Source organism: uncultured Stenotrophomonas sp. (assembly GCF_963519125.1).
In the GTDB taxonomy this organism is placed as follows: domain Bacteria; phylum Pseudomonadota; class Gammaproteobacteria; order Xanthomonadales; family Xanthomonadaceae; genus Stenotrophomonas.
In genome coordinates this window covers 1-13,305 of the sequence record NZ_CAUQLJ010000043.1, presented here as the reverse complement: position 1 = coordinate 13,305, position 13,305 = coordinate 1, and the positions used below count along the sequence as shown (strand labels likewise).

The window sequence follows — 13,305 nt, the reverse complement described above, 5'->3', positions numbered from 1 at the left end:
CGTGCCGGTGCCGGCCGCGCCGCCCGCAGCGCCGGCCATGTGGCCTGGGCCGGTCGCCGCGGCGGCGGCCGCAAGGCCAGTTGCACCCTGGGTGTGGCGGGCCGCGTCCAGCAGATGATGCAGGGCCGACAGGGCCGGCGCGTTCATGTCGGCGCCAGGCCCCGGCGTGCCGGTGGCGGGCAGCGGCGGCGGTGTCGCGGTGGAGGCGGAGGCCGCGACCGGGCCGATCGCCTCGCTGGTCATCGCGGCCCAGCTGCCGGCGCCGGCCGACCCGCTCCAGCCGGTGACCGGGCGGTTGGCGGCGCCGCCAGCGGCGTTGCCCGCGCCACGCTCCGGCCCGGTGACGATGCGCCGGGTGGTGGCCGAACGGGCCAGGTAGGGCGTGTAGACCAGGCCGGGCAGCACGCCTTCGTGGGTCAGCAGGATATTGGCGCGTTCCAGCAGCTCGCCCAGCCGCTCGATCAACTGGCGGTCGAACACCCGGTACAGCGCCAGCTGGGTTTCCAGGCCGAGCGCGAATTCCTCGCCCAGGTCGCGCGCGATCCGGCACAGCACGTTGGGCCCGAACGGCAGGTCTTCCACGTCGAAGGCAGGACTGGCCGCGAGCACGCCGAAGCGCTGCCCGAGCAGCTGCAGCGCACCGGCCGAGCGTTGCGACTCGCGCCGGACGATGTCGGCCAGCACGATGTCGCGGTCGATGTCGGTATCGGTGACCAGGGTCAGCGTGGTGGCCGAGACCGGCTGGGTCGGCACCGGCACGTGGCGCACCCGCGGTTCGCGCAGGGTGGCCAGCACCGTGCCCAGCGCGTCCAGGAAGCGCGGCGCGAACTGCGCGTTGATCTCGTGCAGGCGTCGAGCCTGGGCGTAGATGTCGGCCTGGATCTGGCTGTTGCGGGCGCGCTCGGCGTCGCGGAACAGCTCGCGTTCCAGCTCCACGATGGTCAGCTTGAGCGGCGTACCCAAGGTCTTTTCGGCCAGCGCGTGCAGGGCCGCCAGCAGGTGGCGCACGCGCGGCGGCGCGTTGACGCCGGCGAACCGGGTCGGATCGGGCTGCGATGAAGGTGCGGACGCTGACATCCGTTGTAGGTTCCGGCTCCCCTGAGAGCACAGAATCTACCGTGTTCCCGGGGTCCCCGCCAGAAGGGAACTCCCTACAGGAACAGTTCCACCACATCGTTGGTGAAGCGTCGGCCCAGCTCGGTCGGCTGCACCCGGTCGCCGTCCACCGCCAACCAGCCCCGGGCCACCGCCACCTGCACCGGCGCGGCGATCCGCGCCCGCTCCAGGCCGGTACGCGACTCGAAGTCCCGCAGCGAAAATCCTTCGTGCAGGCGCAGCAGGTTGAGCATGTACTCGAACGGCAGGCGCCCGGCATCGATCACCTCGTCGCCCCCCAGGGACGCGGCCGTGCCGGCGGTGTCCATGAAGGTCTGCGGATGCTTGTGCTTCCAGCGGCGCAGCACGTTCTGCCCGGCGCCGCTGCTGATCTTGCCGTGGGCCCCGGCCCCGATCCCCAGGTAGTCGCCGAAACGCCAGTAGTTCAGGTTGTGCTGGCTCTGCCGGCCGGGTCGCGCATAGGCGCTGACCTCGTACTGCGCGTAGCCGGCCTCGGCCAGCATGCGCTGGCAGTGCTCCTGCATGTCCCAGGCCGAATCGTCGTCGGGGATCCCCTGCGGCGGTCGCGCGAAAAACACCGTGTTCGGTTCCAGGGTGAGCTGGTAGTGCGACAGGTGGGTGGGCTGCAGGGCGAACGCGCGTTCCAGGTCATGCTCGGCCTGGGCCAGGGTCTGCTCCGGCAGCGCGTACATGAGGTCGATGTTGAAGTTGTCGTAGCCCGCGTCCTGGGCCAGCTTCACCGCACGCTCGGCTTCGCCACTGTCGTGGATGCGGCCCAGCCGCTGCAGTGCGGCGTCGTTGAAGGTCTGGATCCCGAAACTGATCCGGTTCACCCCGGCCGCGCGGTAGCGGTCGAAGCGGCCGTGCTCGGCGGTGCCCGGGTTGGTTTCCAGGGTCACTTCCAGGTTCGGCGCGAAGCGCAGCCGTGCCGACGCCGCCTGCAGGAAACGGTCGATCGCTTCAGGCGGGAACAGGCTGGGCGTACCGCCACCGAAGAACACGCTGTTCACCACCCGGCCCCAGACCAGCGGCAGGTCCTGGTCGAGGTCGCGGATCAGCGCATCGACATACGCCTCGAACGGCAGTTCGCCCTTGGCCTGGTGCGAATTGAAATCGCAGTACGGGCACTTGCGCACGCACCACGGCAGGTGCACGTAGAGCGACAGCGGCGGTGGCACCAGCGACACGCCATGGTCGTGGTCGCAGCGCTCGCCAGGCAGATGGTTGCAATCGTCTTGGGACATCTGGGTAGTGCCGGCCGCTGGCCGGCTCCTCGCAATGCGTAGTGCCGGGCTCTGCCCGGCAAGGATCAATAGATGGACGCCAGCTTCGACTTCAGCAGCTGCAGTGCCTTGCCGCGATGGCTCATCGCGTTCTTCACGTCCGGCGCCATTTCCGCCGCAGTCTGGCCCAGCACCGTGTCCAGGAACACCGGGTTGTAGCCGAAGCCGTGGCTGCCGCGCAGCTCGTCGAGGATCTCGCCTTCCCAGCTGCCTTCGCAGATCAGCGGCTGCGGATCGTTGGCGTGGCGCAGCAGCACGATCACCGCGTAGAAGCGCGCGGTGCGGCTGCCGGCGGGAACATCGCGCATCGCCTCGAGCAGCTTGGCGTTGTTGGCCGCGTCATCGGTCGGGCTGCCCGCATAACGCGCGCTGTAAAGACCGGGCGCGCCGTTGAGCGCATCCACGATCAGGCCCGAGTCGTCGGCCAGCGCCGGCAGGCCGGTGCTGGCGCACGCATGCCGCGCCTTGATCAGCGCGTTCTCGACGAAGGTCAGGCCGGTTTCCGGTACGTCGCTGACGCCCAGCGCGGCCTGCGCCACGATCTCCAGCGGCAGGCCGGCCAGCATGGCCTGCAGTTCCTTAAGTTTGCCGGCGTTGCCGCTGGCCAGTACCAGTTTCATTGCTTCGGCTCCAGCAGGTCCCACGTGTTGCCGTACAGGTCGCGGAACACGGCGACCGTGGCATACGACTCGTCGCGCGGGGCTTCAAGGAATTCCACGCCACGCGCGGTCATCGCGGCATGGTCGCGGTGGAAATCGTCGGTGTTGAGGAAGAAGCCGACCCGGCCACCGGTCTGGTTGCCGACCCGGCTGCGTTGCTCGTCGTTGCCTGCGCGCGCCAGCAGCAGCGCCGCAGCGCTGCCGTCGGTCGGGCCGACCACGACCCAGCGCTTGCTGCCCTGGTCTATGTCCTCGATCAGGTGGAAGCCCAGCTTGCCCGTGTACCAGGCGATCGCCTCGTCGTAATCGGCCACCACCAGCGTGACCAGGGCCAGGCGTTGGTTCACGGCTGCGCCAGCGCGGCCTGCTGGGCCGCGAACAGGTCGGTGATGCCTTTCTCAGCCAGCGCGAGCAGCGCGTCCAGTTCGTCGCGGCGGAACGCATGGCCTTCGGCGGTGCCCTGCAACTCGATGAAGCCGCCGCCGTCGTTCATCACCACGTTCATGTCGGTGTCGCAGTCGCTGTCTTCGGCGTAATCCAGGTCCAGCACCGGGGTGCCGCGATAGACGCCTACCGACACCGCCGCGACGGCGCCGAAGATCGGGTTGCGCTTGATGTCGCCGCGCTTGATCAGGAAGTTCACCGCGTCCACCAGCGCCACGTAGGCGCCGGTGATGGCGGCGGTACGGGTGCCGCCGTCGGCCTGCAGCACGTCGCAGTCCAGGGTGATGGTGCGCTCGCCGAGCGCGCCACGGTCGATGCAGGCACGCAGGGTCCGGCCGATCAGGCGCTGGATCTCCAGGGTGCGGCCGCCCTGCTTGCCACGCGCCGCTTCGCGGTCGTTGCGGGTGTGGGTGGAGCGCGGCAGCATGCCGTACTCGGCGGTGACCCAGCCTTCGCCCTTGCCGCGCAGGAAGCCCGGCACGCGGTTTTCAACGCTGGCGGTGCACAGCACGCGGGTTTCACCGAAGCTGACCAGCACCGAGCCTTCGGCGTGGCGGGTGAAGGCGCGTTCGATGCGCACTTCGCGCAGCTGGTCGGCCTGGCGGCCGCTGGGACGGGAATCGGACATGGGTGGCTTCCGGTATGACGGGGGATGCGGTTCCGCGCCCGGGCCGGGGACCGGCAGGCGAGGAGGCTCAAAAGGAACCGCTAGGGTACCATTCCCCCTTTGAGAGCATCGGAAACCCCGAATGATTCGAAGCATGACCGCCTATGCCGGCGGCGAGCGGGCGACCCCCTGGGGCACGCTGGGGTGCGAGCTGCGCTCGGTCAACCACCGCTTCCTGGAAGTCGGCACGCGCCTTCCCGAAGAGCTGCGCGCGCTGGAACCGCAGCTGCGCGAGCGGATCGCCGCGCGGTTGAGCCGTGGCAAGCTGGACCTGGTGATGCGCCTGCGCGCGCCGGAAAGTGGTGCCAGCCTGCAGGTCAACGAGGTGCTGCTGGGCCAGCTGGGCGCGCTGGCGCACCGGCTGACCTCCGACTTTCCCAACCTGCAGGTCAGCTTCACCGACCTGCTGCAGCTGCCGGGCGTGACCCTGGGCGAAGCCACCGACGCGCCCGCCCTCCAGGCCGAGGCGCTGGCCCTGCTGGAGCAGGTGCTGGACGGCTTCCTGGCCGCGCGTGAGCGCGAAGGCGACAAGCTGGCCACTGCCATCAGCGAGCGCGTTGACGCGATCGAGCGCATCGCCGCCGACGTCACCACCCTGATCCCGCTGATCCGCGACGGCCAGCGCACCAAGCTTGCCGCGCGCCTGGCCGACCTGCCCCACCCGGTCGACCCCGGCCGCGCCGAGCAGGAGCTGGTGCTGTGGCTGCAGAAGCTGGACGTGGACGAGGAACTGGACCGCCTGCGCAGCCATATCGTGGAGATCCGCCGCGTACTCAAGCAGCGCGAACCGGTCGGCCGCCGCCTGGACTTCCTCCTGCAGGAGTTCAACCGTGAAGCCAACACGCTGGGCTCCAAGTCGGTGGACAGCCGCACCTCCAACGCCGCCGTCGAGCTGAAGGTGCTGATCGACCAGATCCGCGAACAGGTGCAGAACATCGAATGAGCAGCCAGCCCACCTCCAGCGGCGCGCCGGCGCGCGGCACCCTGTACATCGTGGCCGCGCCTTCCGGGGCCGGCAAGAGCAGCATCGTCAACGCCACCCTGGCGCGCGACCCCCAGATCGCCCTGTCGATCTCGTTCACCTCGCGCGCCACCCGCCCGGGCGAGGTCAACGGCGAGCACTACCACTTCGTCAGTGCCGAGGAGTTCGAGCGGATGATCGCCGCCGGCGACTTCTTCGAGCACGCCTGGGTGCACGGCGACTGGAAGGGCACCGCCCGGCAGTCGGTGGAGCCACAGCTGGCGGCCGGCCAGGACGTGCTGCTGGAGATCGACTGGCAGGGCGCCCAGCAGGTCCGCCAGCTGGTCCCGGGCACGGTCACGGTGTTCATCCTGCCGCCGTCGAAACAGGCGCTGCAGGACCGCATGCGCAAGCGCGGGCAGGACAGCGAGGCGGTGATCGCCCAGCGCCTGGCCGCCGCGCGCGAGGAAATGCTGCACTTCAACGACTTCGACTACGTCATCGTCAACGAGGTGTTCGAGACTGCCGTGGACGAGCTGTGCGCCATCTTCACGGCCAGCCGCCTGCGCCGCGAGTCGCAGAAAGTCCGCCACGCCGGCCTGATCCAGGCCCTGCTGACCCAGGACGGCAACGGCAACTGACTGATTCACAAGGGGCGGCTAGCCGGTCGGCTTGATTTTGTCCAGCCCCGGCCGGTACAATCGCTCCCCTTTCCCTCATTCGATTGCGCAGCCCTTGCCGGCTGCCGGGAGCCCGCATGGCCCGCATCACCGTAGAAGATTGCCTGGAAGTCGTCGATAACCGTTTCGAGCTGGTCATGATGGCGTCCAAGCGCGCCCGTCAGCTGGCCAATGGCGTCCAGGCCACCCTGGACAACAGCGAAACCGAAGACAAGCCGACCGTGCTGGCGCTGCGCGAAATTGCCGCCCGCAAGATCGACAACGCGCTGATCGACGAAGTCGAGAAGGCCGAACGCGAGCGCGCCGAGCGTGAAGCGCTGGAATGGGCCGCTGCCGAAGTCGTTGCCGACGAAGACATGTCCAAGAACGACGACTGATCGTCCGCGCGATCACCGTTGTCCACGAACAGCCCGCCTTGTGCGGGCTGTTTGCATTTCAGACGTTGTCAATCGAACCGATCGATACGCAATAGTTTGCCGATATCCCATTGCTGGAATAGTCTTCCAGCCATGAACCCAGGCCCCTCTGCCAAGGTCGCCACGTCTCCCGGCGCGGCCGTACCCGACTATGTCCTCCAGCTTGAACGCGCGGCCCACTACCTGCCGCCCGAGCAGCTGCCGCTGCTGCGCCGTGCCTGGGAAGTCGGCGCATCGGCGCATGCCGGGCAGACCCGCAAGTCCGGCGAGCCCTACATCACCCATCCGGTGGCCGTGGCCCAGGTGCTGGCCGAGCTCGGCCTGGACGTGGAAGCGCTGATCGCCGCGATCCTGCACGACACCATCGAAGACACCCCGCTGACCCGTGAGGCGCTGGCTGCCGAGTTCGGCGAAGCCGTGGCCGAACTGGTCGACGGCGTGACCAAGCTGGACAAGCTGAAGTTCCGCGACCGCCAGGAAGCGGCCGCCGAGAGCTTCCGCAAGATGCTGCTGGCAATGTCGCGCGACCTGCGCGTGATCATGATCAAGCTGGCCGATCGCCTGCACAACATGCGCACGCTGGGCGCGCAGAGCCGCGAAGCGCGCGGCCGCATCGCCCGCGAGACGCTGGAGATCTACGCGCCCATCGCCCAGCGCCTGGGCATGAGCCTGGTCAAGAGCGAGCTGCAGAACCTCGGCTTCAAGGCGCTGTACCCGTGGCGCCATGCGATCCTGGAAAAGCACATCCGCAGCCAGCCGGTGGTGCGCCGCGAAGCGATGGCGCAGGTGGAAGTGCAGCTTTCCCAGCGGCTGGCCAAGGAAGGACTGGAACACCGCCTGGTCAGCCGGATCAAGACCCCGTGGAGCATCTACAACAAGATGCGCGACGAGAACAAATCCTTCGACCAGGTCATGGACGTGTTCGGGTTCCGCCTGGTCGTGCGCAGTGTGCCCAACGCCTACCACGCACTTGGCGCGGTGCATGCCACGTTCAAGCCGCTGGACGGACGCTTCCGCGATTTCATCGCCATTCCCAAGGCCAACGGCTACCAGTCGCTGCACACGGTGCTGTTCGGCCCGTACGGCTCGCCGATCGAAGTGCAGATCCGTACCGAGGAAATGGACCTGATCGCCGAGCGCGGCGTGGCGGCGCACTGGACCTACAAGTTCGGCGGCGACAGCCCCAACAGTGCGCAGAGTCGTGCCCATGCCTGGATCGTCGAACTGATCGACTCGCAGCGCGCGGCCGGTTCGTCGCTGGAGTTCCTCGACAACGTCAAGGTCGACCTGTTCCCGGACGAGGTCTACCTGTTCACGCCCAAAGGCAAGATCCTCGCCCTGCCGAGGAATTCCACCGCGCTGGACTTCGCCTATGCGGTGCACACCGACGTCGGCAACATGGCGGTGGCCTCGCGGGTCGACAAGAAACTGGTACCGCTGCGCACCCGGCTGGTCAGCGGGCAGACCGTGGAAGTGATCACCGCGCGCTCGGCCACGCCCAAGCCGCAATGGCTGGAGTTCGTGGTCAGCTCCAAGGCGCGTACCGCGATCCGCCACCAGCTCAAGCAGCTCGAGCACGAAGATGCCGTGCAGCTGGGCCATCGCATGCTGGACCGCGCGCTCGAAGCGATGGACAGCTCGCTGGAGCGGCTGCCCAAGGGGCGCCTGGACGCCTTCCTGGCCGAACACCGGTACCCGCGCCTGGAAGCACTGCTGGCCGAAGTGGCGCTGGGCAACTGGATGCCCAACCAGGCTGCGCAGGCGCTGATGGCGTATGCCGAACTGCGCGGCGGCGCGCATTCGAAGCATTCGCAGGAAAAGATCCTGATCAACGGCAGCGAGCGCGGCGTGGTCAGCTTCGCCAACTGCTGCCAGCCGATCCCCGGCGACGACATCATGGGGTACCACACCGCCGGCAAGGGCATCGTGGTGCATCGACTGGACTGCCCGAACCTGGCCGAACTGCGCAAGTCGCCGGAGCGCTGGGTGCCGATCGGCTGGGACACCACCGTCTCCGGCGACTACGACACCGCGCTGGTGGTGGAAGTGGAGAACGGCACCGGCGTGCTGGCGCAGCTGGCTGCGGCGATCGCGCAGAGCCATTCCAACATCGAACGGGTGGATTACCTGGACCGTGACTTCAATGCTGCGGTACTGGCCTTCAACATCCAGGTCCGCGACCGCAACCACCTGGCCGAGGTGATGCGCAGGTTGCGCAGGCTGTCGGTGGTGCAATCGGTGCGTCGACAATAACGCCGGTACAATGGGGACTCTGTTTTCCGACCCTGGATTCCCCATGTCCCGTCAGATCATCAACACCGAAAAGGCCCCCGCCGCGATCGGTCCGTATTCGCAGGCCGTGCGCGCCGGCAACACCGTGTACTTCTCGGGCCAGATCCCGCTCGATCCCGCCACCGGCGACATCGTCGGTGCCGGTGACGTCGAAGCGCAGGCACGCCGCGCGTTCGACAACCTCAAGGCCGTGGCCGAAGCGGCCGGCGGCTCGCTCGACCAGGTGGTCCGCCTGGGCCTGTACCTGACCGACCTGGCCGAATTCGCCAAGGTCAACGCGGTCATGCAGGACTACTTCCAGGCGCCGTTCCCGGCCCGCTCCACCATCGAAGTGTCCGGCCTGCCCAAGGGCGCGAACTTCGAGGTCGACGCGGTCATGGTCATCGACTGACCGCCACGTGGCACGCAGGTCGGCGGTCACCCCGGCGCTGGCGCCGTCCGGCGACACCGCGCTGGCGGTGCTCGCTGGCGTGGGTCCTGCCGTGGCCGCCAAGCTGGCGGCACGCGGCCTGGCCTCGCTGCAGGACCTGTGGCTGCACCTGCCGCTGCGGTATGAAGACCGCACCGCACTGACCCGCATCCAGGACCTGCGCAACGGCGTGCCGGCGCAGGTCGAAGGGCGGGTGGTCGCGGTCGACCGCGGCATGCGCTTCCGCCCCACGCTGAAGGTGGCAGTGGAGGACGAAGGGCAGGGCACCCTGGTGCTGCGCTTCTTCCACTTCCGCCAGCAGCAGGTCGCGCAGTTCGCCGTCGGTACCCGGCTGCGCTGCTTCGGCACGCCCAAGCCGGGCCAGCTGGGGCTGGAGATCGTCCACCCCAGTTACCAGATACTCGGCCGCAATGACGATCCGGCGTTGGGCGACAGCCTGGATCCGGTGTATCCCACCGTGGAAGGCATGGGCCCCGCCACCCTGCGCCGGCTGATCGGCCAGGCCTTGGACCGCTTGCCCGAAGAGTCCACGTTGGAACTGCTGCCGCCCGGCTGGCTGGATGGCCTGGCGCTGCCCTCGCTGCGCAGCGCGCTGCTCACCGTGCACCGGCCACCGCCGGACGCCAACCTGGCCGCACTGGCGGCCGGCACCCATCCCGCGCAGCGCCGGTTGGCGCTGGAAGAACTGCTCGCCCACCACCTCAGCCTGCGCCGCCAGCGCATCGCGCTGCAGGCGCATCATGCGCCGCCACTGGCCGGGCCCGGGCGGCTGTGCAAGGCCCTGCTCAAACAGTTGCCGTTCGCCCTCACCGGTGCGCAGAAGCGGGTGTTCGGCGAAATCCGCGATGACCTCGCCAAGCCGCGCCCGATGCTGCGCCTGGTGCAGGGCGATGTGGGCTCGGGCAAGACCGTGGTCGCCGCGCTGGCGGCCATGCTGGCGGTGGAGCAGGGCAAGCAGGTGGCGCTGGCGGCACCGACCGAGCTGCTGGCCGAACAGCACCTGACCAACCTGCGCGGCTGGCTGGAACCGCTCGGCGTGCAGGTGGCGTGGCTGGCCGGCAAGGTCACCGGCAAGGCGCGCAGCAAGGTGCTGGAGCAGGTGGCCAACGGGCAGGCCCAGGTCGTGGTCGGCACCCACGCGCTGATGCAGGACGCGGTGGTGTTCCATGACCTGGCGCTGGCCATCGTCGACGAGCAGCATCGCTTCGGCGTGCACCAGCGGCTGGCGCTGCGCGACAAGGGGGCGGGTGGGCGCAGCGTGCCGCACCAGCTGGTGATGACCGCAACCCCGATTCCGCGCACCCTGGCGATGTCCGAATACGCCGACCTGGACGTCTCGGCGATCGACGAACTGCCACCCGGGCGCACCCCGGTGCAGACCGTGGCGCTGAACAACGACCGCCGCCCGGAACTGATCGAGCGCATCGCGCTGGCCTGCCGCGAAGGCCGGCAGGTCTACTGGGTGTGCACCCTGATCGAAGAGAACGACGAGCTCGACGCTACCCCGGCCCAGGCCACCTACGAATCGCTGCAGGCGCTGCTGCCCGGGGTGCGGGTCGGGCTGGTGCACGGGCGGCTGAAAGCCAGCGAGAAACTGGCCACGATGGTCGCGTTCAAGGCCGGTCAGATCGACCTGCTCGTAGCCACTACAGTGATCGAAGTCGGCGTGGACGTGCCCAACGCCTCGCTGATGGTGATCGAGAACGCCGAGCGGCTCGGCCTGGCCCAGCTGCACCAGCTGCGCGGCCGGGTCGGGCGTGGCTCGGCGGTATCGCGTTGCGTGCTGCTGTACCAGGCACGGCTGTCGGCGATGGCGCGCGAGCGACTGGAAACCATGCGCCAGACCAACGACGGCTTCGTCATCGCCGAAAAGGACCTGGAACTGCGCGGCCCCGGCGAACTGCTCGGCACCCGACAGACCGGCCTGGCCGGCTTCCGCATGGCCGACCTGGCCCGCGACGCCGACCTGCTGCCGGAGGTGCACGCGCTGGCCGAGCGGTTACTGGGCGAGAAACCCGATGTGGCGGACCGGGTGGTCCACCGCTGGATAGGCTCTGCGGTGAAGTACGCGGGCGCCTGACCCCGCCTTGTATTTGTCATGCAGGGGTGCGACATTCCCTTGCCGCTAATTCAAGACGGCACGCATGTCCAAGAAGATTCCGCTGTTGATCGACACCGATCCGGGTGTTGATGACGCCCTGGCCCTGTTGATGGCCTTTGCCGACGAACGCCACGACGTGGTCGGCCTCACCATTGCCGCCGGCAATGTCGGCCTGGACCACACCGTCCGCAATGCGCTGAAGCTGTGCGAAGTGGCCGGCCGCGAAGACGTGCCGGTGTTCGCCGGTACCCCCGAGCCGCTGGTGCACCCGTCCGTCGACGCCGCCCACGTGCATGGCGCCGATGGCTTCGGCGATGTCAACCTGCCCGCTGCCCAGCGCCAGGCCGAGTCCGAACATGCCGCGCTGGCGATCCTGCGCCTGTCCCACCAGTACGCCGGCGAGCTGTTCCTGGTCGCACTGGGCCCGCTGACCAACCTGGCCTTGGCACTGAAGCTGGACCCGACCCTGCCGCAGCGCGTGAAGCGTTTCCTGGTGATGGGCGGGGCGGTGACCTGCCACGGCAACATCACCCCGGCCGCCGAATTCAACATCGCCTTCGACCCGGAAGCGGCGCACGTGGTGTTCACCGGCTTCCCGCAGATCGAAGTGGCCGACTGGGAAGCCACCGTGGCCCACGGCCTGCTGCACAAGGATGTGGAAGGCTGGCTGGCCGCCGACAGCGACAAGGCCCGCTTCTACGAGCTGATCTCGCGCCAGACCCGGCTCTGGTCCGAGGACAGCCGCGGCGACCGCTGGTTCGCCGCCGACGCGCTGGCCATGGCCTGGGCGCTGCAGCCCGAAGGCGCGCTGCGGGTCGAGGCCCGTCCGCTGAACGTCGAACTGGCCCCCGGCCATGCCCGCGGTGCTACCATTGTCGACTGGAACCGCCAGACCGGGCAGCCGGATAACACCCAGCTGCTGATGGCCTACGACCAGGGGCGCTTTGAAGCCCAGGTCCGGAGTGCGCTCGGGGTCCAGTAAGGCCGCCACGGCGGGCCTGTTCATGCAGCGTGCGTCCCGGCTTGCCCTTGAGGGTCGCCGGGACTATAATGTCGCGCTTACGTTTTTCTTATTCAAATTACGGTGTGTCCATGAAGGCCGATATCCATCCGAACTACCGTGACGTCGTCTTCCAGGACGTCACCTCTGACTTCAAGATCCTGTCGCGTTCGACCATTGCGAGCAAGGAAACCACGACCTGGACCGACGGTAAGGATTACCCGCTGGTCAAGATCGAAATCTCCTCGGCCTCGCACCCGTTCTACACGGGCCAGCACAAGGTGATCGACACCAGCGGCCGTATCGACAAGTTCAAGCGTCGTTTCGGCAAGCCGGCGGCTGCTGCTGCTGAGTAAGCGGTCCAGCCTGCTGCATGAAAACAACGGTCGCCCAGGCGGCCGTTGTTTTTTTTTGCCTGCCTGAACCCTGCTGCCGGATGAACGGCGGTTCATAAATTGCGTCGGTCGTGGGAACGCAGTGTCCATTCCGGCCCGGTTTTGTCCCGCCAGCGCTTGCACGCGCAAGGCCCGGCGCCCGTTCGTCTACGACTTCCGTCCTAGGGCGTGGCAAATGTTGCTGTGCGATAATGACGTGATCCGCAGCACAGGTTGTGGACTTCATTCACGTGCCCGCCCCACGCGCTTGGGTGGGCGCCTTCCCCTGAGGAGCGCACACAGTGTCCGATCTTGATCAGGTCACGCTCAACGCCGGCGAAAAGTCGGTTGTTCTGCCTGTCATCAAACCCACGCTCGGCAACGATTGCGTCGATATTTCGAAGCTGACCAAGGAAACCGGTCTCTTCACCTACGACTCCGGCTTCACCGCCACCGCCAGCTGCAAGTCCGCCATCACCTATATCGACGGTGACAAGGGCGTGCTGCTGTATCGCGGCTATCCGATCGAACAGCTGTCGGAAAAGTCCAGCTACGTCGAAGTGGCTTACCTGCTGATCAACGGCGAGCGTCCGAGTGCCGAACAGCTGAAGGCCTTCACCGACGAGCTGGCTTCCGAAGCCAACGTCGACGCCTCGATCAACGCGCTGATCGCCAGCTTCGACAAGGACGCCCATCCGATGGCGATCCTGGCCGCGGCCATCGCGCAGCTGTCGGCGAAGTACCACGCTTCGCTGGACCTGTCCGACGCCGAACAGCGTCGCCAGTCCGCCGTGCGCCTGATCGCCAAGGTGCCGACCCTGTCGGCCCTGATCTACCGCCACGGCAAGGGCCTGCCGGCCAACAAGCCGGACACCTCGCTGG

14 protein-coding genes are annotated in these 13,305 nt (G+C 68.0%); 9 read left to right on the top strand and 5 right to left on the bottom strand.

Annotated features, from left to right (window positions below; genetic code table 11):
- From RYM47_RS19275 to rph, 5 genes are all read right to left on the bottom strand, one after another.
- Positions 1–1,077, bottom strand: a 1,077-nt coding sequence (locus tag RYM47_RS19275; protein WP_315390107.1) for a DUF1631 family protein, incomplete at its 3' end; no start/stop codon positions are given.
- 74 nt (positions 1,078–1,151) lie between these two features.
- Positions 1,152–2,360, bottom strand: a complete 1,209-nt coding sequence (gene hemW / locus RYM47_RS19270; protein WP_315390105.1) for a radical SAM family heme chaperone HemW — start codon at positions 2,358–2,360, stop codon at positions 1,152–1,154.
- Between the two features lie 65 nt (positions 2,361–2,425).
- A complete protein-coding gene (rdgB, locus tag RYM47_RS19265; protein WP_315390103.1) occupies positions 2,426–3,019 on the bottom strand; it encodes an RdgB/HAM1 family non-canonical purine NTP pyrophosphatase in 594 nt (197 codons plus the stop codon).
- Complete coding sequence (locus RYM47_RS19260; RefSeq protein ID WP_315390102.1) at positions 3,016–3,405, bottom strand: VOC family protein; 390 nt, start codon at positions 3,403–3,405, stop codon at positions 3,016–3,018. The genes rdgB and RYM47_RS19260 overlap by 4 nt, the downstream gene beginning before the upstream one ends.
- Complete coding sequence (gene rph, locus RYM47_RS19255) at positions 3,402–4,130, bottom strand: ribonuclease PH (protein ID WP_315390100.1); 729 nt, start codon at positions 4,128–4,130, stop codon at positions 3,402–3,404. Before rph ends, RYM47_RS19260 begins: the two co-directional genes overlap by 4 nt.
- 121 nt (positions 4,131–4,251) lie before the next feature.
- On the opposite strand from rph, the gene RYM47_RS19250 reads away from it, so the two are divergent.
- The 9 genes from RYM47_RS19250 to RYM47_RS19210 form a co-directional block, all read left to right on the top strand.
- On the top strand, positions 4,252–5,112 hold the full coding sequence (locus tag RYM47_RS19250; protein ID WP_315390099.1) for a YicC/YloC family endoribonuclease: 861 nt from the start codon (positions 4,252–4,254) through the stop codon (positions 5,110–5,112).
- Positions 5,109–5,771: a guanylate kinase gene (gene gmk, locus RYM47_RS19245; RefSeq protein WP_315390098.1), complete on the top strand. Its 663-nt coding sequence runs from the start codon at positions 5,109–5,111 to the stop codon at positions 5,769–5,771. The genes RYM47_RS19250 and gmk overlap by 4 nt, the downstream gene beginning before the upstream one ends.
- Before the next feature lie 116 nt (positions 5,772–5,887).
- Entirely contained in the window at positions 5,888–6,187 is a 300-nt protein-coding gene (rpoZ, locus tag RYM47_RS19240) for a DNA-directed RNA polymerase subunit omega (protein ID WP_068853884.1), read from the top strand.
- Positions 6,188–6,319: 132 nt separating this feature from the next.
- On the top strand, positions 6,320–8,479 hold the full coding sequence (locus RYM47_RS19235) for a bifunctional (p)ppGpp synthetase/guanosine-3',5'-bis(diphosphate) 3'-pyrophosphohydrolase (protein WP_315390096.1): 2,160 nt from the start codon (positions 6,320–6,322) through the stop codon (positions 8,477–8,479).
- Positions 8,480–8,522: 43 nt separating this feature from the next.
- Positions 8,523–8,909 carry a RidA family protein gene (locus RYM47_RS19230; RefSeq protein ID WP_315390094.1) on the top strand — a complete coding sequence of 129 codons (387 nt, stop codon included), beginning with the start codon at positions 8,523–8,525 and terminating at the stop codon, positions 8,907–8,909.
- Between the two features lie 7 nt (positions 8,910–8,916).
- Entirely contained in the window at positions 8,917–11,028 is a 2,112-nt protein-coding gene (recG, locus tag RYM47_RS19225; protein ID WP_315390092.1) for an ATP-dependent DNA helicase RecG, read from the top strand.
- A gap of 64 nt (positions 11,029–11,092) precedes the next feature.
- Positions 11,093–12,031, top strand: a complete 939-nt coding sequence (locus RYM47_RS19220) for a nucleoside hydrolase (protein WP_315390091.1) — start codon at positions 11,093–11,095, stop codon at positions 12,029–12,031.
- 110 nt (positions 12,032–12,141) lie between these two features.
- Complete coding sequence (locus RYM47_RS19215; RefSeq protein WP_315390090.1) at positions 12,142–12,405, top strand: type B 50S ribosomal protein L31; 264 nt, start codon at positions 12,142–12,144, stop codon at positions 12,403–12,405.
- A gap of 320 nt (positions 12,406–12,725) precedes the next feature.
- On the top strand, positions 12,726–13,305 hold a 580-nt coding region (locus tag RYM47_RS19210; protein WP_315390088.1), incomplete at its 3' end, for a citrate/2-methylcitrate synthase.

Bases quoted from the DNA above. Each gene is read 5' to 3' on its own strand.
- hemW (WP_315390105.1), bottom strand. From the start codon at position 2,360: ATGTCCCAAGACGATTGCAACCATCTGCCTGGCGAGCGCTGCGACCAC.
- rdgB (WP_315390103.1), bottom strand. From the start codon at position 3,019: ATGAAACTGGTACTGGCCAGCGGCAACGCCGGCAAACTTAAGGAACTG.
- rph (WP_315390100.1), bottom strand. From the start codon at position 4,130: ATGTCCGATTCCCGTCCCAGCGGCCGCCAGGCCGACCAGCTGCGCGAA.
- RYM47_RS19250 (WP_315390099.1), top strand. From the start codon at position 4,252: ATGATTCGAAGCATGACCGCCTATGCCGGCGGCGAGCGGGCGACCCCC.
- gmk (WP_315390098.1), top strand. From the start codon at position 5,109: ATGAGCAGCCAGCCCACCTCCAGCGGCGCGCCGGCGCGCGGCACCCTG.
- rpoZ (WP_068853884.1), top strand. From the start codon at position 5,888: ATGGCCCGCATCACCGTAGAAGATTGCCTGGAAGTCGTCGATAACCGT.
- RYM47_RS19235 (WP_315390096.1), top strand. From the start codon at position 6,320: ATGAACCCAGGCCCCTCTGCCAAGGTCGCCACGTCTCCCGGCGCGGCC.
- RYM47_RS19230 (WP_315390094.1), top strand. From the start codon at position 8,523: ATGTCCCGTCAGATCATCAACACCGAAAAGGCCCCCGCCGCGATCGGT.
- RYM47_RS19220 (WP_315390091.1), top strand. From the start codon at position 11,093: ATGTCCAAGAAGATTCCGCTGTTGATCGACACCGATCCGGGTGTTGAT.
- RYM47_RS19215 (WP_315390090.1), top strand. From the start codon at position 12,142: ATGAAGGCCGATATCCATCCGAACTACCGTGACGTCGTCTTCCAGGAC.